This window comes from Pseudomonas gorinensis (assembly GCF_042015035.1).
Classification (GTDB): Bacteria; Pseudomonadota; Gammaproteobacteria; order Pseudomonadales; family Pseudomonadaceae; genus Aquipseudomonas; species Aquipseudomonas gorinensis.
Genome location: NZ_CP167125.1, coordinates 4604254 through 4623454, shown reverse-complemented (window position 1 = coordinate 4623454; position 19201 = coordinate 4604254). Strand labels below are relative to the sequence as shown.

At 57.0% G+C, this 19201-nt stretch carries 20 protein-coding genes and 2 pseudogenes; 15 read left to right on the top strand and 7 right to left on the bottom strand.

What is annotated here, in order from left to right; translation table 11 throughout:
- Window positions 1-264: 264 nt before the first annotated feature.
- Window positions 265-1035: pseudogene (locus AB7933_RS20830) on the top strand (PAS domain-containing protein); the annotation flags it as partial.
- A 105-nt stretch (window positions 1036-1140) separates the two neighbouring features.
- Window positions 1141-1578: a methyl-accepting chemotaxis protein gene (locus AB7933_RS20825; RefSeq protein ID WP_370694643.1), complete on the top strand. Its 438-nt coding sequence runs from the start codon at window positions 1141-1143 to the stop codon at window positions 1576-1578.
- 161 nt (window positions 1579-1739) lie between these two features.
- Here AB7933_RS20825 and AB7933_RS20820 read toward each other — a convergent pair.
- Window positions 1740-1988 (bottom strand): annotated as a pseudogene (locus AB7933_RS20820) (hypothetical protein); the annotation flags it as partial.
- 287 nt (window positions 1989-2275) lie between these two features.
- Between AB7933_RS20820 and AB7933_RS20815 the strand changes: the two are divergent.
- Window positions 2276-2476 (top strand): hypothetical protein, encoded by a 201-nt coding sequence (locus AB7933_RS20815; RefSeq protein WP_024076111.1) that lies wholly within the window; start codon window positions 2276-2278, stop codon window positions 2474-2476.
- A 220-nt stretch (window positions 2477-2696) separates the two neighbouring features.
- On the opposite strand, the gene AB7933_RS20810 is transcribed toward AB7933_RS20815, so the two are convergent.
- On the bottom strand, window positions 2697-2897 hold the full coding sequence (locus tag AB7933_RS20810; protein WP_176902627.1) for a hypothetical protein: 201 nt from the start codon (window positions 2895-2897) through the stop codon (window positions 2697-2699).
- 105 nt (window positions 2898-3002) lie between these two features.
- Between AB7933_RS20810 and AB7933_RS20805 the strand changes: the two genes are divergently transcribed.
- The 5 genes from AB7933_RS20805 (at window position 3003) to AB7933_RS20785 (ending at window position 7383) form a co-directional block, all read left to right on the top strand.
- Window positions 3003-3203 (top strand): hypothetical protein, encoded by a 201-nt coding sequence (locus AB7933_RS20805; protein ID WP_024076110.1) that lies wholly within the window; start codon window positions 3003-3005, stop codon window positions 3201-3203.
- Window positions 3204-3645: 442 nt separating this feature from the next.
- Window positions 3646-3861 carry a hypothetical protein gene (locus tag AB7933_RS20800; protein WP_236645987.1) on the top strand — a complete coding sequence of 72 codons (216 nt, stop codon included), beginning with the start codon at window positions 3646-3648 and terminating at the stop codon, window positions 3859-3861.
- Between the two features lie 37 nt (window positions 3862-3898).
- Window positions 3899-4231, top strand: a complete 333-nt coding sequence (locus AB7933_RS20795) for a glycoside hydrolase family protein (RefSeq protein ID WP_236645986.1) — start codon at window positions 3899-3901, stop codon at window positions 4229-4231.
- Between the two features lie 579 nt (window positions 4232-4810).
- Window positions 4811-6436, top strand: coding sequence for a methyl-accepting chemotaxis protein (locus AB7933_RS20790; RefSeq protein ID WP_024076109.1), 1626 nt, complete (start codon window positions 4811-4813; stop codon window positions 6434-6436).
- Between the two features lie 485 nt (window positions 6437-6921).
- Window positions 6922-7383, top strand: a complete 462-nt coding sequence (locus tag AB7933_RS20785; protein WP_024076108.1) for an anti-virulence regulator CigR family protein — start codon at window positions 6922-6924, stop codon at window positions 7381-7383.
- 97 nt (window positions 7384-7480) lie between these two features.
- Here AB7933_RS20785 and AB7933_RS20780 read toward each other — a convergent pair whose 3' ends face one another.
- The 3 genes from AB7933_RS20780 to AB7933_RS20770 form a co-directional block, all read right to left on the bottom strand.
- Window positions 7481-8293, bottom strand: a complete 813-nt coding sequence (locus AB7933_RS20780) for an oxidoreductase (protein ID WP_024076107.1) — start codon at window positions 8291-8293, stop codon at window positions 7481-7483.
- A gap of 175 nt (window positions 8294-8468) precedes the next feature.
- Entirely contained in the window at window positions 8469-9467 is a 999-nt protein-coding gene (locus AB7933_RS20775; protein ID WP_024076106.1) for an NADP-dependent oxidoreductase, read from the bottom strand.
- A 117-nt stretch (window positions 9468-9584) separates the two neighbouring features.
- Window positions 9585-10373: an SDR family NAD(P)-dependent oxidoreductase gene (locus tag AB7933_RS20770; RefSeq protein WP_024076105.1), complete on the bottom strand. Its 789-nt coding sequence runs from the start codon at window positions 10371-10373 to the stop codon at window positions 9585-9587.
- 189 nt (window positions 10374-10562) lie between these two features.
- Between AB7933_RS20770 and AB7933_RS20765 the strand changes: the two genes are divergently transcribed.
- The 4 genes from AB7933_RS20765 (at window position 10563) to AB7933_RS20750 (ending at window position 14058) form a co-directional block, all read left to right on the top strand.
- Entirely contained in the window at window positions 10563-11150 is a 588-nt protein-coding gene (locus AB7933_RS20765) for a TetR/AcrR family transcriptional regulator (protein WP_024076104.1), read from the top strand.
- 762 nt (window positions 11151-11912) lie between these two features.
- A complete protein-coding gene (locus AB7933_RS20760; protein WP_024076102.1) occupies window positions 11913-12662 on the top strand; it encodes a hypothetical protein in 750 nt (249 codons plus the stop codon).
- Window positions 12663-12804: 142 nt separating this feature from the next.
- Window positions 12805-13074, top strand: a complete 270-nt coding sequence (locus tag AB7933_RS20755; RefSeq protein ID WP_024076101.1) for a hypothetical protein — start codon at window positions 12805-12807, stop codon at window positions 13072-13074.
- A 480-nt stretch (window positions 13075-13554) separates the two neighbouring features.
- The gene (locus AB7933_RS20750) at window positions 13555-14058 is read left to right on the top strand and encodes a hypothetical protein (protein WP_081730348.1); all 504 of its coding nucleotides are present in this window, start codon (window positions 13555-13557) and stop codon (window positions 14056-14058) included.
- Window positions 14059-14115: 57 nt separating this feature from the next.
- On the opposite strand, the gene AB7933_RS20745 is transcribed toward AB7933_RS20750, so the two are convergent.
- Together AB7933_RS20745 and AB7933_RS20740 are read right to left on the bottom strand one after the other, a co-directional pair.
- Window positions 14116-14742, bottom strand: coding sequence for a helix-turn-helix domain-containing protein (locus AB7933_RS20745; RefSeq protein WP_024076100.1), 627 nt, complete (start codon window positions 14740-14742; stop codon window positions 14116-14118).
- A gap of 5 nt (window positions 14743-14747) precedes the next feature.
- Window positions 14748-14906, bottom strand: coding sequence for a hypothetical protein (locus tag AB7933_RS20740; protein ID WP_024076099.1), 159 nt, complete (start codon window positions 14904-14906; stop codon window positions 14748-14750).
- Between the two features lie 245 nt (window positions 14907-15151).
- Between AB7933_RS20740 and AB7933_RS20735 the strand changes: the two genes are divergently transcribed.
- The 3 genes from AB7933_RS20735 (at window position 15152) to AB7933_RS20725 (ending at window position 19201) form a co-directional block, all read left to right on the top strand.
- Complete coding sequence (locus tag AB7933_RS20735) at window positions 15152-17269, top strand: TonB-dependent receptor family protein (RefSeq protein WP_024076098.1); 2118 nt, start codon at window positions 15152-15154, stop codon at window positions 17267-17269.
- Between the two features lie 460 nt (window positions 17270-17729).
- Entirely contained in the window at window positions 17730-18272 is a 543-nt protein-coding gene (locus AB7933_RS20730; RefSeq protein WP_024076097.1) for a sigma-70 family RNA polymerase sigma factor, read from the top strand.
- Complete coding sequence (locus AB7933_RS20725) at window positions 18269-19201, top strand: FecR family protein (protein ID WP_024076096.1); 933 nt, start codon at window positions 18269-18271, stop codon at window positions 19199-19201. Before AB7933_RS20730 ends, AB7933_RS20725 begins: the two co-directional genes overlap by 4 nt.

Below are 19201 nucleotides of genomic sequence, written 5' to 3'. Positions count from 1 at the left end.
TACCTTGTATAAGTTTTTAGACAAGATATGCTCAAAAAACTTCGATGACAACCAGGCCTAATCCTCGAGGCGAAATCAGGTTCCAAGCGGTGCCTGATCCGGGATTTCAGGTTTGTTTCTGGGGCTGGAGCTGAGACGTGTGGCCACAGCAGCTTGCCGACCTGATTGTGACGTTCGTCGTCTCACTGCTTTTCGTTCGTCTGATAGCTAAACGTGTTGCTGATCACGCCGATAAACCTTTTAACACCCAACAGGTGGTTTTCCATGTTCAATAAAAAAATCAAGAATCAGCTTGAGGCTCAAACAGCTGAGTTGTCGGAGTTGCGCCAACTGCGTGATGGCCTACACCGTGAAATGCTGACGCTGAGTATCGATACTAATTTTGCAATTACCACCTGCAACGACAATTTTGCACAGGCTTTGGGGTACACCCAGAATCAGCTTATAGGTCGTGCCATGGCCGACATTGTTCCGCAGTACGTTTCAAAACTTCCCTGTTTTCACAATTTTCGGGCGGCTGTCGCCGCCGGTAAGTCGATATCTGATGAATACAGGTACCTGCATGCTGACGGCTCATTAGTGTGGATTCATGCTCATTGGCAACCCGTAGCTGATGCGACTGGCCGGTTGAGTCATATCGCAGGCTATGCGACGAACATTACGTCCAGAGTGGAAAAGGCATCGGAAAACGCATCGTTCATTGACGCGCTACTGCGCTCGACGGCGGTCATTGAGTTCGATCTATCCGGGCATGTAATCACGGCGAATGAGCAGTTTTTAAAAGCGATGGGTTACAGCCTGGGACAAGCGCAAGGAAGTCATCATCGTATTTTCTGTCGGCCAGAGGAGGCTTCTTCCCAGCAATACAGGGATTTTTGGTTGACGTTGAACAAGGGTGAGTTTGTCGCTGGCCGATTCCAACGTGTTGATAGTCGGGGTCAGACGGTATGGCTGGAGGCGAGCTATAACCCGGTCTACGACACCGAAGGAACACTACGCAAGGTAGTTAAGTTTGCAACGGTTATTACCGAACAGGTTGCCCGTGAACACCAAGTCAGTGATGCTGCACAAACGGCATTTGAAATCTCCCAGCAGACTGACGTTACTGCTCAACGTGGTGCGATAGTGGTTAACGACACTATGCACACCATGCGCAAAGTCGCTGGGGATATGCAGGCTGCCTCGGGTGGCGTCGAAGCGCTTGGAAAGCAGTCGCTGTTAATCAGTTCGATCATTCAGACCATCAGTAGTATTGCTCAGCAAACGAACCTTTTGGCATTGAACGCTGCGATTGAGGCTGCACGCGCAGGTGAGCAAGGCCGAGGTTTTGCAGTCGTCGCGGATGAGGTTCGACAATTGGCCGGGCGCACCAGCACGGCGACTGAGGAAATCGCATCAGTTGTTTTGGAAAATCAGAAGCTGGTGGATCAAACTATAGCGGAGATGGCGAACAGTAAGTCCCAAGCTGAGCAAGGTCTTGAGCTAGCCACGCAGGCAGGGCAAGTTATTGTTGAAATTCAGGACGGAGCCAAGAAAGTTGTTGAAGCGGTTGGTAAGTTTGCGACTCAGGTGGCTTAGCACGCTCAATCGTACTGCGTTGGAGTTCGCCCCTAGCGAGTTGTCGAGTGTGTGCAAAGTGAGGGGGAACAACACATGCTTGGCGAGATCGACGGTTCGGGCTTGTTAGGGTTGTCGTTGAGCTTTGGCCTTCGTTACCAGTCATAGTCACATCCGGCAAACCAACCACGCTTGGCTAGTTGTTCAGTTACGTCAATGACGCCCGAGTCACCAAAAAAACCGGTGGTGTTTGGGTAGTGAATACCTGCCAGCGACACCATCGACACCTCGGTCTTGCGGTCGAAGTACGATAGAAAATGCCAGCCGCCAGCTGTACTCCCCACGTGTGGAAAATTGATCGCAGCTTTATCTGTTATGTAGTGCTCGCGTGAGGCGCGTTTGAGATCAAAATCAAATAGTGGCTGAATCATGGAAGCTTTCTGAGTTGGGCTAGACCTTGCTTGATGTGGCCGGCGTTCTCGCCGATGGTCTCAAGGGCGCCACGCACGTTGTTTGCCTTGTCCCGGCGCCACCGCCTCCACCACAGAAAGAAGTCGACAACGATCTCATTGTCCTGAGGGTTGAAGCCGAGTCCGTATTGGGTTTTGAAATCGAAGGGGGGGCTTCTGCTGTGCGGACATAGGGGATCCTCGCCGGTTGGCGTGATTCGTTGAACTGGGTGATATGCTTTGCTGCTTATCAAACAAGGACGTGGGTAATGGCCGGTAAAAAGCTTGAAGCGTTCCGCGAGTGGTTCACGCCGCGTAAGCGGTTATGGGCAGGGCTCGCTTTGCTTGTCACTGGGGTATTCGGGCCGCTTTTGTATCCAAGCATAAATGGCTATTGGAGTATCTTTATTGCTCCTGGGATCATGTTTATCTGCAATGCAAGGAATCCCGAAGCTCGCGATAAGCGCTGATAGCCTCGCCGTCTGGTGCTGTTCGGCGATAGGGGTATTACGGGGGACCGGCATGGAGCTGGATTAAGGCGTGTTGCTTCTTCCGCAGTTGCGGCGGTCTTCCCGGTAGCGCTGCGCGTCGCTTATGAACCGACCGCAAGCGGCTTCTGGATGTAAAACTCAGCTGCGTCGGGGTATTGGTCCAGCGCTTCGCTCAGCGTCACATACTGGCAGTCAACACCTACTCTCGCGCTCTGGCATCCACGTAGGCCTTGGGCCACGGGATGTCGGTGTCGCGGTGATCGCAAGCGCCGTCCCGCGTAAACACCTGGGCCTTTGCCAGGTGGGTGACGTACCCAGAGCCACCAAAGCCCCAGAACGATAAGCCGTCGCCGACGTAGGCGTGACTGTGGCTGTCTTGCAGGTAGAACTGGCCGTCCATGGATTATCTCCAGTTAGGCGCCGGCCTCCGGATGCAGCGAGAAAGATTCTTATTGAAGGTCGCGGCGATAAACTCAGCGCATTCTTAACAGGGAGCATCGCTGCAATGGAACTGAAGTCGCCGAGCAAAAACATATGGATAGTGGGCGGCGCCGGGGTGATCGCTGGCGCCGCCATCATCGCCACCAACTCAGAAGGTTTTGTGCATACCTTCGGTGTTGGCATTCTTGCCGGGGGGGCTACCGCTTTCGCTGCAGGTGGCCGGTTTGTTGGTGATACCTTCACGGCCCCATCGATGTTTCCGTAATCGAGCAGGCTGACAGTAAACCAGCATAGCTTGATCGGAATTGATCAACGGCGGAAACGAAATTTTGACCAACCATGCTTGTATTTAAATGACCCCGTGTCTCCTCGAAGGACATAGAGGGACGTCCGGTAAAATGCTGTAAATCGAGAGAAGCCGAAGCTTCTTATCTTTTTGTAGACCCAAACCCATCCGTGGTGATTGGTAGTTTTGGTGGGTCTCAACACCATTGACGCGTTCCTTGTAGGGTTAATTTGGCGAAGATGATAGCGATGTGCCCCTACACAAAGGCTGTCAATTAATAACGGAGCGGAACTTCTTGTCGCGACGGGGTCTTTGGCCAAATTCGTTTGAATACAGCATCTTGCCAACCTTATCCAACTGAGTTGGTTTTTACCCTTGATCCCGCCTTGTATGCGGTTTTTTTTCGCCTGGAGAAAAGACAATGGCACGAATTTCAGCTATCCAAGCGGGCAGTCGTGACGCGTTGGCCTTCCTCGATATGCTCACTTGGTCCGAAGGGACCAGCACATCGCCGGCCACCGCCCTGGATGGCTACGACGTCATCGTGACGGGCATCGACAGGAAGCCTGAGATCTTCACGGATTTCAGTGATCACCCCCTTCGCAAAGGGACGACGCTCGAAGGTCATCAACAGTAAGGGGCTGACATCTAATGCCTCGGGCCGGTACCAGCAGATGCTCAAAGATTGGCCGTATTGCCGAACGCTGCTGACCCTGTCGGACTTCAGCCCGATCAGCCAGGACCTGCTGGCTCTGCAGCACATCCGCGAATGCCGCGCACTACCGGACGTGCATGCAGGCCGGGTCGGAACCGCAATCGAAAAGTGCCGGAATATTTGGGTAAGCCTGCCTGGTGCAGGGTATGGCCTGTGTGAATACCGGCTTGATGATCTGATCCAGCAGTACCGCTTGGCGGGGGAGCACTGTCATGACGGCATTACGGAAAGTGTCCCAGCGCAAACGCAACATACCCTTCGTCATCCGTTTCCCGTGCTTGTTGATCAGTAAGTATTTGGAGTGGGGGCGCACGTCCCTTTCTGTTATCTCCCTAACCAATTTCCCGAGGCTGTTTTCTCCGGCTTCTGTTCGCATCAGAGTTCTGAGTTTTTGCCTGGTCAGATAGGCCAGATCAGCTTTGGTTGGTCGCTAGCAAAAACTGACCTTCGACACTTTGTGACCCGCGCATTGGAGTAGGGATTTCCCTAACCGCTTTTCCAGTATTCCTACATTTGAATAGGGATGATCTGATGGTTGCATTGGTGTCAATAAGCCACTATTTGGCCAGCGGCTCATAACCTGTCCACCAGAGGCGACAGGTTATGAGCGGGAGACAGGCAGTGAGCAAACAGACTCCATCCATTCTGCAGCTTTTGCCCGGTTTCGCGTGAGGAGTGCCAGCCTGCTGAACTACAACGATCTTTATATGACATCAATTCTTCGAGCTGACTGATTCCGCTTGTGAATTTCAGGTTCCGAAGTCACGAGAAATCGAGCCGGTGGATGCGTTGGCGGCATTGTTCGACTTTTACGGATGTTGGCTGCCGAAGTAGCGTCCATGTTGTACCGACCTTCCTCAGAGAGATAAAAATGAACATCAGGAATATGAATCTGGCTCCAAGGTCTGCCGCCTTCTTCTCACTCATTGTCCTAGTGGTTTTTGCTCTGGGCATTGTCGCCGTGATGCAAATGGGCAAGCTTCGAGAGTCGGAGCAAGATGTCGAAACTAATTGGATGGCGAGCATCCGTGAGATTGGCAAGATGCAGGTGGGCGTCTTGCGTCTGCGTCTGGAAAGTATCCGTATCACCGTGACCACTGACGAACAACAGCGCCAAACCCGCATCGCTTCGTTGAGCGGCTACCGCAGTACGCTGAAGGACACCATCAGCCATTACGAGCCCCTGGTTACCGGGCCGGCAGAGAATGAGCTCTACCGGGCAGTCGAAGGCGATGTGCAGCAGTATTTCAAGCTGTTGGATGAGCTGGAACCTTTGTTGCGAAGTGGTGATAACGCCGCAGCTGTTGCCCTGATCAATACCCGCATCAGTCCGATGACCAATGCCCTGCAAGACAACCTGAACAAGCTTGCGGACTTCAACGATGAGGGCGCCAAGCGTTCAGGTCTGGATGCTGCCGCGACGTACAGCAATGGTGTGACGCTGGTGATTGGCTTGCTGGTGGCGACCGTCATACTTACCGTGGTGCTGGCTGCAATGCTGACCCGCAGCATTACGACGCCCATTAGCGATGCGTTGGCCGTGGCCGAGCGCATCGCCGGCAGCGACCTGTCCAAGGAGGTCGTGATCATTGGCCGTGATGAAGCCGGTCGCCTGCTGGCCGCTTTGGCGAAGATGCAGGGCAACCTGCGGGAAACCATCGCTCGTATCGCCGATTCCTCCACCCAATTGGCGTCAGCCTCTGAAGAAATGACTGCTGTAACCGAAGAGGCCAGTCGCGGGTTGGTGCGACAGAACGATGAGGTCAATCAGGCCGCGACGGCAGTGACCGAAATGAGCGCTGCGGTGGACGAGGTGGCACGCAATGCCGACGCCGCCGCCCAATCTTCCCGCGAGTCCATGGAATTCACGCGCTCGGGTATCGAGAATGTGGCGCAGACCCTCAAAGCCATCGAAAGTCTGGCCAGCAACGTGGCCAGCACGGGTGACCAGGTCAAAGCCTTGTCAGGCAAAGCTCAGGACATCAGTAAGGTGGTCGAAGTGATTCGCGCGATTGCCGAGCAGACCAACTTGCTGGCGCTTAACGCTGCTATTGAAGCTGCCCGCGCGGGCGAGCAAGGTCGCGGCTTTGCGGTGGTGGCTGATGAAGTGCGTGCCCTGGCCCACCGCACCCAGCAGTCGACCCAGGAAATCGAACAGATGATCAGCGCGATTCAGGCGGACTCGACCCAGGCAGTGGGCGCAATGAACGTCAGTGCCCAGATGGCCAGCAGCTCAATCTCTGTGGCGCAGAATGCCGACCTGTCGCTCAAGCAAATCGCTGAGGCCATAGCCCAGATCAATGATCGCAACCTGCTGATCGCCACCGCCTCCGAAGAGCAGGCTCAGGTGGCCCGCGAGGCGGACCAGAACCTGACCAGCATCCGAGAACTGTCGATACAGAGCTCGGCAGGTGCCAATCAGACCGCCAGCGCCTGCAGTGAGATGGCCAACCTGGCTATTGAACTCAATCATCTGGTGGCGCGCTTCAAGGTATGACATGCGTCGTTGTCCTGGCCTGTACTTGCCATATCAGTCGCACCCTCATCGGAGGTGATTACGTTTGCGAGTGTTCGAATCCCTGGTTTCCCGCCAAGATTCAAATGAAAGCCCCGCACTGCGGGGCTATTGCGTTTCTGGGGGCTGGTACCGCCGCCCTCTGAAAATATGATCGTTTCCGCATCATTTCAGGCAGTTGCCGCAACTCGTGGCGAGTTACGGTTAGCCGGATGGCTTTACGATCTGCGCGCCACGTCGGTAACCCGTCTCGGTTACTCGGTCAGGCCTTGCTGGTAGTGGCAGAAGAGGGCATGCCCGCCGATGCCCGGACCGGTATATGCCGAGCCAGCCGATGGACGGGCACGTGTCTTACCCCAGATAGGCGCCGCCCTGACCACCGGATGCAGCGAGTCGGGAGAGGGCGAAACTAAAACCGACAATACCGTCTACCTTTCAAGGGGTAATCCCTTTTGGAGAAGACGGTCATGTTTAAATCTCGCTCGCTTGTAGCCGCTGTTACCTGCCTTGCTTTGGCTGTTGGCTCTGTGGCGGCTGTGGCCGACCCTGGTAATGGGAAGGGCCAAGGCAATGGAAAAGGCAACTCCCAAGGTGGCCAAGGCCATGGCAACCAGGGTAACAAGGGGAAAGGTTCGAGCGGGGATGATTGGGCGCGCGGGCCTAGCATTGACCGGGGCGGTGTATTGGGGGTGGTTGGTGGCTATCGTGACTATTGGCGCCCAGGTCCGTCACTGCCGCCCGGAATACAAAAGAACCTGGCTAGGGGAAAACCTCTTCCTCCAGGCATCGCCAAGAAGCTGGATGGCCGGTTGCTGGGCAGGTTGCCCCATTACGACGGCTACGAGTGGCAACAAGCGGGCACTGATTTGATATTGGTAGCAATTGCCTCCGGCATAATTTACGAGGTGCTCAACGGAGCATTCGATTAAGGCGATAGCGGTTCGATGATCTTGTCGCCCTGCGCAGTAATGCTTGCCCTCAACCCTGAGTGTTAGCCCGATAGTCGCGGACACCAGGGCGTGTTGCTCAAACCGGCAGGCGGAATTGCTTACGCAGGGCTTTGTCGAAGAATCCTGCGGGGGCAAAGCGGCGCAGCAGACTGATTTGTCGCGCTGTCTTGCCGACCGTGTAGCGATGCTGAGGCTGGAAATCGGTCGCCGCTTTGACTATGACCGCTGCCACGACTTCAGGAAGATCGGCTTTTGGCATCACCTCGCCGAGTAGTGCCCGGAACCCTGATCGAGCCTGATCGTACTCTTTCAACGGTGCGTCCGGTTCAATGCTGTTTTGATCGAAAACGGTACGCACGAATGCCGGCTCGATGACCGAGACGCGAATATCGAAGGCTCGAACCTCGTGATCAAGGGATTCCGAATAGCCCTCTAGAGCGTGCTTGACCGCCGAATAATGAGCGGAGTAGGGCGCGGGTATTAATCCCAAAATAGATCCGATATTGATGATGCGCCCTTGGCCACGTTGTCGCATCGAAGGCAATACCGCGTTGGTCATACGGATTACGCCGAACAGATTGACATCGAACAATGCCTGCACCTGTGGGATCGAGAACTCTTCTGCACCGCCCAGCAGGCCAATGCCGGCATTATTGACCAACAGATCGATCCGCCCGGTCTGGGCGAGCACGCTGGAGACGAGAGCACTGACAGAGTTGTCGTCTGTCACATCGCAGGTGAGCATGGACACCTGCGTTGGACTGGCACCAGCCTTGCGACTCGTGCCAAATACCCTATACCCAGCACGCAGCAGAGCCTCGGCAGTCGCTTGGCCAATCCCGGATGATGCACCGGTCACTATCGCGGTTCTTTCGGAAGAGGTTTTCATTGGGTGCTCCAGTGTGTCCGTGAGTTGCTTTCGGCTATAGCAAGGTGTGAGTTCAACGTTATTGCTCCAGCATTAATGGGCGCCAGACTACTGTTGGCGGTGTTGCTCGCACACGTCTGACGGCAAAAGACATGAGCCCTCGCCCTGAGCTTCAGTTATCGAGTACTCGTTGTAGTCATATGAGCTTAATGATCACCTTACCTTTGGCTCTGCCCCGTTCCACATAACTCAAGGCCTCAGCCGTTGACTCGAAAGGGAAGGTCCGGTCGATGACTGGTGTGATAACGCCAGACTCGACAAGCGCAGTGATTTTCTTCAACTGAGCGCCGCTCGCACGCATGAACACGAACGCATAACTGACGTTCTGTTTGCGGGCTTTTCTGCGTATGCCACTGCTCAACAGGCGCATTACCCAACCCAGCCCCCAGAACAGCTTCTGTTCTTTTGCGAACTCCGCCGTCGGTGGCCCAGAGATAGAAATAAGCTGGCCGCCAGGCTTGAGAATACTGAGTGATTTTTCCAGCTCGACCGGGCCGAGGCTGTTCAATACGACATCGTAGTCGCGCAAGACGTTTTCGAATTTTTGCTGCGTGTAGTCGATGACGACGTCTGCTCCCAACGCCTTAACCCAAGCCACGTTACTTGTACTGGTCGTCGTCGCAACAAAGGCGCCCAGATGTTTTGCAAGCTGGATGGCCACTGTGCCGACTCCACCTGAACCTGCGTGGATAAAGACTTTTTGCCCCTTCTTCAACCGGGCTGTTTCAACCAGCACCTGCCAGGCGGTCAGTGCAACCAAGGGAAGAGAAGCCGCTTCTTGCAGGGTGATATTGTTGGGTTTCAGCGCAAGGGCACTTTCCTCCACCGCAATCGTCTCGGCAAAGGTGCCAATGCGCGATTCGGGTGGGCGTGCATAGACTTCGTCACCCGGCTTGAAGTGCTGCACGCCCGACCCCACGCGAACCACGACGCCGGCTAGGTCATTACCCAGGATCAAAGGGAATGAATACGGCAGGATCAGCTTGAATTCGCCTTTGGCAATCTTCGAATCCAGCATATTGACGCTACTGGCATGTACTTTGACCAACACGTCGTAGATGCCTGGTTCAGGTACCGGTACCTCGCCAATATGTCCATGGTTCTCGCCGTAGCGGTCGATCAGGAAGGCTTTCATGCTTCAGTTCTCTGGCTTCAATGGGCTGACAGCATGCGCACCCCAACGTAATGTTAGAACCTTTGCAGCAAGCGCCTTTACCTCAACGTATGCGTATCACCGCTTGCAGCGTGGCAATCACACCTGGGCTTGATAGCGCTCGGCGACTACCGATTGGCGAATCTCTGAAAGCAAACCTTGGCGGGCAGACTGCAGAGCATCCCAACGCGCGGCGTCTTGTAACGGCGGAATGGTCACCGGCTCGCGACGATCAAAACCCACCAGCGCAGCATCGACCAGGTCGCTCACGTTCATGACTTCGCTCAGGGTATTGATATCGATACCTGCACGTTCCCAGATTTCCGTACGGGTGGCCGCGGGGAGTACAGCTTGCACGTAGACGCCTTTGGGCGAGAGTTCAAGGCTCAACCCTTGCGATAGAAACAGGACAAACGCCTTGGTCGCACCGTAGACGCTCATCCCGAATTCCGGCGCCAGCCCCACGACCGAGCCAATATTGATAATCGCACCATTACCGGCGTGTGCCAGGCGTGGGGCGATGGCGCTGGCGAGGCGTACCAATGCGGTGGTGTTGAGCGCGACCAGGTTGGCAATGCTGTCGGTGGATTGCTCGATGAAGCTGCCCGATTGCGCGGCTCCGGCATTATTCACAAGGATGCCGATACGGGCGTCATCACGTAGGCGAGCTTCGACGGTGATCAGATCACTGGTTTGAGTCAGGTCAGCCTGGATCACGTCAATGGAAACACCGTGTTGCTCGCGCAGCCGGGAGGACAGTGCGTCTAACCGGCTTTTGTCGCGGGCAACCAGTACCAGGTTGTGGCCACGTTGGGCAAAACGCTCGGCGTAGGTTGCGCCAATGCCTGTCGAGGCGCCGGTAATCAGTACGGTTTCAGGGATGCTCATAAATGAATGCTCTTGAGTGGACGTGGATAAGCGATGCAGTTTTCAGGGCTGTTCAGCCCTGCGCGCAGCCCCAGAGACATGCGGCGGTGTTTTTATGATGTCGATCATAATCAATGCTGTCAACGGTTTTGATTGCGATCGACATCAGAGTATAGTCAGGCCATTGTTCAGGAGTCCCAGGGGCGCGAAATGAAGATCACCAAGACGCAATCGCTCGCCAATCGAGCCCATATTGTGGAGACGGCGTCAGAGCTGTTTCGTGAGCGTGGCTATGATGGTGTGGGTGTGGCAGAACTCATGGCGACTGCCGGTTTTACCCAGGGAGGCTTTTACAAGCACTTTGGCTCTAAGGCCGATTTGATGGCTGAAGCCGCAGAAAACAGTCTTGCAAAATCTCTCACGAGTACCTGCGATCTCGACCTTCCCGGGTTTGTAAATCTTTACGTGTCGAGGGATCACAGGGACGGCAGGGGAGTGGGTTGTACGATGGCAGCGCTATGTGGTGACGCTGCTCGTCAGTCAAATGAGCTGAAGGCGACCTTTGCGGACGGATTAGAGAGCACGCTGGCAGCACTTGAGGAAAAGTACCTGAAGGGGCTGGATACGATGGGGCAAGACGTTCGGGCAAAAATGATCAACTTGCTGGCACATGCCATCGGTGCCGTCATGTTGTCACGGGCGTGTCCGGATGATTCGTCTCTCGCCGATGAAATACTGGAAACGTGCCGCGCTGAGATCATTGCATCATTGCCATTGAGTGAGAAAAACAGCCTGTAAGTGGCTGGGACACGGTCCCAGCGAGTTGCCGACGTCAGTAACGCTGCGGCAATGCCCCCCCTCATTGCTTGGAGGTTGCCCTGCCTCGAGCGATGGGTGCGGAGGTTTTTCGACGAGTGACGTGTCTAGATCAAGGGTTCTGAGGTTTTTGGGGTTGTCACCTCCGACGTTGGCGTCTACCCTGAAAATGTATGAATTGTTACTAACAATTTAGGAAGCGCCCGTTTTTGAGGCGCGATACTTCAGGACGAGGAACGAAACATGTTTTCACATGAAGGTGCCGCAATAGAGCTGTTGTTGTTCATTATCGGTCTGTCGGGACTGCTCTTGGTCGTCTGGTTTATTCACCATCAATATGAACGAAGGGGTGGGAAAGGCGTAAAAAAACAACATGACCGTAATGCCGGGCGTTCGACGTAGCCTGGCTGTCTATCTCCCATCCAAGCCAGCCGTTTTCGGCGGGTTCCTGGCGGCCACGCCCTGTAGGGATGAGATTCTCCAGCACTGTTCGTGCCGGCCCAGGCTGCCGGGCATTGCCCCCAGAGGATAGGGCACCACTTGAAGAAGAGATGTCTGATGTCGACGCCGCCAACTCGCTGGCGAGCGAGCATCCTGACAACTGATTCAAGCGCTTGAGCCCAGCGAACCCGGCCCGGCGCCGGGTTTTCTGCCGCCCCTCTGCACTTTTTCGAGTTTTCTGGATCTATCGTTGTGCCAGCGACACCATACTGCGTGTGGCCAGAACAACTAGATCGGGTGCCGATGCCGCGTACTTTGCCTGTTTTTACCGCCTTTTGGACGCGCCGGCCGTTGCTGCTGGCGGTCGTGTTGATGGGGTGTGCCAGCGCTTGCACTCAGCAGCAGGGACGCGATATCGCCAAGCAATTCAGTAACGGCAAGCCCGATGAATTCTTCCAGACCAGCGTCGATCGTATGGCCACCCTGGGCATGCGCGACAACCTGCAAAGCTTGTATCTATTGATGAACAAACTTTATCTGCGTAACCCCAACCAGTGGCGTCAATCGGGGTACCCGGACGTGGTGAGCGCGGCGCGGGAAATTCGCAAGGCCATCGAGAATCGTCAACCATTGCCCGCCCTGGGGGATCGTCGTGACCTGGCGGCATTGAGCTATTCCTTGAGTCCTGAGTTTCGCGGCGACCGGGTGGGTGCGTTTATCTACGCGATTGGCAGCATGCTCGTCACCGCACACGGTGGGCGCACGCAGTTCTACATTTCCGACTCGATCAATCCGCAGTTCGTCAATAACGCTGCGCGCAACATCGAGAAGGCAACCTGGTTGCTCAGCCAGCGCCAGGATGCCAATGGCGTGCTGCTGTTGTTTTCTAACGAGATCTCGGAGGAGGGCAGCAACCTCAGTTTTGCGGTGGAGTTCGGCAAGATCGTCGCGCGCCTCGACCTGCTGACCCAGATGCTCGATGAGCGCTACCGACGTATTGGCCTTAACTATGCGCAAAGCCTGTTATTGATGAATTTCCTGCCGGTGCAATGAAATCCCCCGAACTTGCGCTCTGCGCCAGATAGTGCGGTGCTTCCGTTTCCTCTGTAGGAAATGGCCTATCTTGCATCTCGCAACTTGAAACGCTTCCCGGTCGGCAATAGCCTCGGATTTTTCTTAAATATGAGGCCCTACCTTGGGTAAGCGAAAAACGGTTTGGCCCACTGATCGCGAGATTCGCCTGCGGTTTATGCTCTTTGCGGTGATCGACGTCGCGCGTGTCCATGGGGTTGCTGCCGAGCTGCTGTTGAACGCGCACACGGTGCTGCGAGATTCGCCGACGGAGATGCAATTGCGTGACGTGCTCAGCGACATCCTGGCCACCGATGAAATGCAGGGTTTCAGATTCCCGGCGGGGTCAGAGGCTGACGATTTTATGCGCGCACTGGAGCCGTCTGCCGATTAGTCGCCGGGCTCAGCTTGGGTCGGCAATGTCTTGAGTCGCCTCGTCGCTGCCCGAGTTGCACGTCGGCGTCGAGGCCAGGGATGGGTGGGACGTCCTGCTCAAATAGCTCGAAAACCTGGAGAGGGTGGAAATCCTGATCATCTTCACGCGGCGGGTCAGTATCACCCTGGAATTGCAGCACCGCCCGGTGTGACGCCTCGCCAGAATTTGTTCGCGCCAGTTAGATCGTTTATTTCCTTCAGGAATGGGGCTATTGCCCGATCGAATATCTATTGCGATGTAGTTGATTTGATAGCAGCCACCTTGGAAGTTGCAGCGTTGTAATCGACGTTATCGCAACAGGGAGGGCTGCATTATCCGATTGAAACCCGCTCAAACGTCATTTTCCGCTGCTGGATCACCTTCTTGCGTCGTGACACCCGCGCTCTAGAATCGGCCCCCAGAGCTTACTCATTTCCTGTCGATTACGGAGTTTCGAACATGATGAATGCCATGCAGATGCCAATGAACACCTCCATGCCAATGATGCCGATGATGGGCATGCCAATGATGATGGCGACCATGAAGTGCGAAATGGCCAGCGACGCCATGATGTGCACCATGAAGCCGGCAGCGGGCATGGATATGGCTCAGTTCAAGACCAACGCCGAAATGATGGCGATGATGATGAACTGTGGCATGCCCATGATGATGCAGTGTGCCAACCTGTCGATGATGTGCATGTCGGCCGACGCCATGGCCATGATGTCGAACATGAACATGCCGATGATGATGCCTATGGGCATGTCGATGCCGATGATGAAGTGCGTGATGGAATGCACGATGCAGGCTGACGGTATGCTCTGCAAAATGATGCCGATGCCAGGCATGAGCATGGACATGATGAACAACTGCTGCATGCTGATGAACAAGATGATGAACGACTGTGCCATGCCGATGATGATGAGCTGCAACGGCATGCCGATGATGTGCTGCACCTGCTGACAGGTTCTGCATGCTGAAAAACGCCCCGATTATCCGGGGCGTTTTTTTTGGCGCAAATTAATCCAACCGTTCCGGATAGGTGATCACCAGAAACGCCACCGCCTCGCTGTCCGATGGGTTGCGGTAGCGGTGGGGCTGGTCGGCATAAAACAGGATCGAGTCGCCAGTGGAAAGCAAATAGCGCTCGTCGTTGACGCTGACCTCCAGCACGCCCTGGGCCACCACCAGGTTTTCCTGGATGCCCGGGCCGTGGCCTGCGGAAATTTCTTCGCCCAAGGCGCGCAGGCGAATCTCATAGAATTCGGACTGGCGCGCCGTATCGTATGGAAATAACGCGCGGCTGACGAAGGCCCCGTCAGCACTCACCAGGCGCTTACTCTGTTGCGCCGGCAGTACCTCAACCCCTTCAAACGCGCGGTCTTCCAAAAACGCCGCCACCGATACCTTCAAGCCCTTGGCGATCTTGCACAGAACCTTGATCGACGGGACGCTGCGCCCGGATTCGATCTGCGCCAACATCGCCCGGCTGACGCCGCAGGCACGTGCCAGGCCGTCCAGCGACAAGTGGCGCTTGCTGCGCAGGCGTTGCAGGTTATGCGCCACGCAGAGGCTGATGACGTCATCGTCGTTGCTGGGCTTGGGCAGCGGTTCAGGTGCTTCGGGAATCACGTGCAGAAAACTCATCGGCCTTACGCCCGGCGAGTGTCGCTGGGCAGGGAAGCTTGGGCGGTGAACAGCATCAACCCGGCACGCGCTGCGTACATCGCCCACATCAACTCGGCCGCAGCTCGTGCCTGGCGGCGTTTGCGGTGGAGGGTGAAGTCGATGACGGTAGCGGATGTCTGCATGGGGGCGGTCTCGTGATGCGTGGGTGACTCAGTGGCTCCACAGTAATGCTTGCCGGTTATTTCTATAAATACTGAGTTTGCATTTGTTAATTCGATTTTGGACTTAAAAATAATCCCCGTCCGATGCTGTTGTGGGAAGGCTCTGGTCCGTTAATCAGGCGTGACCTGATGCACCGGTTTGCCTTCCCATCACTGTTCGCGTGCCAGGCCCTGGCTTCCACGCCCCCGAATTCAAAGGACTCCCCATGCTTTTGCGTCAACCTCCGCTGCTGTTTGCCGCCTTGACCCTCACTTCACTGGTGCAAGCCGAAGAACTGCAACTGGCTCCGGTCGAAGTCACCAGCAGCGAAGCCAGCGCGGGCGAAGTGGCCCAGACGCAGCTCAAGAGCGTGCCTGGCGGCACCAACTACATCGACATGAACAGCGTGCAGCAGGGGCGGGTGAGCACCAATGAAGACGTGTTCAAGTACCAGGCTGGGGTGTACGCCAAGGCGGCCAATAACGAAGGCGTGAAGCTGTCGATCCGTGGCTCGGGCCTGAATCGCAGCCCGGGTGCCCATGCCTCGGGGCTGTATGAAATGTTCGACGGCTTGCCGCTCACCGGGCCTGGCGGTACGCCCTATGAACTCAAGGACCCGCTGTGGCAAAGCCGTGTCGAAGTGCTGCGCGGCGCCAATGGGTTCGATCAAGGCGCATTGGCGCTGGGTGGTTCAGTCAACTATGTGACCCGCACCGGCTACGACGCGCCCAAGTTGCAAGTGCGCTACGAGGCGGGCAGTCGCGGCTATGCCCTGCGTGAGATCAGCTCGGGCCAGGTGCTGGGGGACGCCGACTACTACATCAGCCTCACCGGTTCAGAGTCCGACGGTTACCAGCACCAGAGCACCGGCAGCGGCAAAGGGGTCGCGGCCAATTTCGGCTATCGCTTCAACCCGGACCTGGAAACGCGCTTTTACTTCCGTTACCGCGAAACCACCAATGAGACGCCCGGCAAGCTTACGCGCGACCAGATCAACCACGATCCGCGTGCCGCCAACAGCCTTAACGCCGCCCGCGATTCGAAGCGCCTGCAACCCGGCTCCACCTGGATCGCCAACAAAACCACGCTGCAGTTGGACGATACCTCGCGGCTCGAAGTCGGCCTGGCCTACCACGACTACCCCATGGACCTGCGTGAAGGCACCAATCGCCTGAAAGTCGCCTACACCGATATCAGCAGCACCCTGAAATACATCCGCCAGGACACGCTGTTCGGGCATGCCAGCACCACCACCCTCGGCCTGCGCACCACCCAGGCGATGCCGAACAATGGTGCGTCGGAATACGTGCGAACGCCCGCTGGCAATACGGCCACCTTTGCCCCCGGCACCAAGACCCGCGACTACAGCTACCTGGGCTCCGACACCGTGCTGCACCTCGGCAACGAGCTGGAACTGGTCCCGGACCTGTGGCTGACCACTGGCCTTGCCGCGATCTACACTCGCCGCGAAACCCAAGTCACCTATCCCGAAGGCCAGGCACCGCTCAGTCAACATGACTGGGACTACGCGCCACGCATCGGCCTGCGTTATGACTTCAACCCGCAATTGCAGGTGTACGGCAACCTGAGCCGCTCGGTCGAGCCACCCCATGCCTGGTCGATGATCTGGGGGTCGAACAAATACTTCCCCGCAGGCAGTGGTGCGGCCACAGGTTTGCAACGCGAAGGCGTGAATCTGAAAAACCAGACCGCCACCACCCTGGAAATCGGCGGGCGCGGTGAAGCAGGGTTCGGCCAGTGGGACCTGGCGCTGTACCGTTCCGAAGTGCGCCACGAACTGCTCACCGTGGAAACCCAGGCGCAGACCTCGACCCGCAATGCCATCGTCGCAGAGTCCAATGCCAGCCCCACCGTGCACCAGGGCGTGGAACTGAGCCTGCTCAGCCCGTTGTGGGACGGTGGCCGCAGCGGCGCGCTCGCCCTGCGCCAGGCGTATACCTTCAGCGATTTCCACTACCGCGACGATGAGCGCTTCGGCGACAACACGTTGCCGGGCATCCCCAAGCACTATTACCAGGCACAACTGCGCTACAGCCATCCGACCGGCTTCTACACCAGCCTCAACACCGAGCATTCCTCACGGGTGGCGGTGGACTACGCCAATTCCTACACCGCCGCCGCCTATACCTTGCTGGGTGCCACCGTTGGCTATGACGCGCCCAAGCAGGATTGGCAGGCCTGGGTCGACCTGCGCAACCTCACCAACCGGCGTTACGCCAACACCGTCACGCCCGGTTACGACGACAAGGGCCTGGACGTGGCCCGGTCCACACCGGGCGACGGGCGTGGCATCTATACCGGGGTGTCATGGAGCTGGCGCTAAGAGGGCAAACATGGGGGAGGCCCATGCCCCGGTTAGAAATGTAAACGATGTCCCCGGTTTGTAACCTCGCATAAGCCATTCCAGTCGACCGCATTCTTGTGGCGAGCGGCCTTGTTGTGGCGAGCTCGCTTGTTGTGGCAAGCGGCTTTGTTGTGGCGAGCGGGCTTGCCCCGCGTTGGGCTGCGAAGCAGCCCCAAAACCAGGCGATTCAATATGCCTGGATAAACGCGGTGGCCTTATTGGGGCTGCTGCGCAGCCCAACGCGGGGCAAGCCCGCTCACCACAACAAGCCCGCTCGCCACAGGTTACGCTCGCCACAGAGGTCCCCGTCGCGCTTAGTGCAGCCACCCCCATTGGGTTCGCGGTGCTTTTAGAGAGTGTGAGCCCCCTTGCCCCGATATCGTTTTACTGGCATTGTTTGCGCAATTGGTAATATTTCCCATTTGAGAAGTTTTTGCGCATGCATGACATTCCGGCCGCGCTGGGCGATTCAGTGCGTCAGCAAACCCTTACGGCAATGTACAGCGAGCACCACGGCTGGCTGCATGGCTGGCTGCGCAAAAAACTTGGTTGTTCCCAGCACGCTGCCGACCTGGCGCATGACGCGTTCATCCGCGTACTGATGCTGGCCGAGCCGCAAAACATCAAGGAACCCCGTGCGTTCCTTGCGACAACGGCGGGGCGCCTGTTGATCGATGGCGCGCGTCGCCGACGTATTGAAAAAGCCTACATGGAGGCCCTGGGAATCCAGTGCGAAGAGGCAGGCATGCCCGATCCGGCCGCGATCCACGTGGCGCTGCAAGCCCTGGAGCGCATCGCCGAGATGCTCGCCGGCTTGCCCGCCAAGGCGCGCGAAGCCTTCTTGTTGAGCCGCCTCGATGGGCTGACCTACAACGAGATCGCGACCCGCCTGGACGTATCCCCCAGCACCGTCAAAAACTACATCTCCACGGCGCTGGTGCATTGCTACCACAGCCTGCATGCGGCAGACCCATTGGCATGAGTTCCGAGCAGATCATCCAGCAGGCTGCGAACTGGCTGACGCGCCTGCACGACGAAGATGTCAGCGACACCGACCGCCAAGCCTTCAATGCCTGGTGCCAGGCCGACCCTCGCCACCGGGTGGCCATCGAACGCATGCGCAGCCTGTGGGGCAGCCTCGACACCTTGCCGGCGCAACCGGCGCGGATTGCCTTGAACCGCGCATTCGCCCCGCAACGCGCGCGCGGTGCCCAGGTGGTGGGCTTGCTCGGCGTATTGCTGTGTGGCTGGTTGGGCCTTGAGCACTTGCCGGTATGGATGGCCGACCAACGCACCGGTGTCGGTGAGCGCCGTCAAATCGCCCTGGAAGACGGCAGCCAATTGCAGCTCAACAGCAACTCGGCGGTCGACGTGAAATTCGACGGCCACCAGCGTGTGATTGAATTGCTGCAGGGCGAGTTATGGGTGGACGTGGCCAAGGATGCGCAGCGGCCGTTCGTGGTGCGTACCGATCAAGGTACGGCGACCGCACTGGGTACGCGTTATATGGTCAAGCGCGCAGCGGACGGCACGACGGTAGTGACGGTGATCGAATCCACCGTGGCGGTCAAAGGCGAGGGCGCAGACAGCGTGAAAGTCGCTGCCGGCCAGCGTTCGATCCTCGACCACGGCCATGCCCAGGCCGCGCAAGCCATCGCCAACACCGACCCGGACGCCTGGACCCGCGGCCTGCTCAAGGTCAACGACCAACCGCTGGGCGAGGTGCTGCAAACCCTGGCCAGCTATCGTCATGGGGTGGTGCGCTTCGATGCCCAGGCCCTGCGGGATGTGCGAGTGTCTGGCGTATTCAAGCTGGACGACAGTGCAGCCGCGCTCTCAGCGCTGGCGGACAACCTGCCGATCCGGGTGGAGTACTTCACGGATTTGCTGGTGGTGGTCAAACCTCGCTAG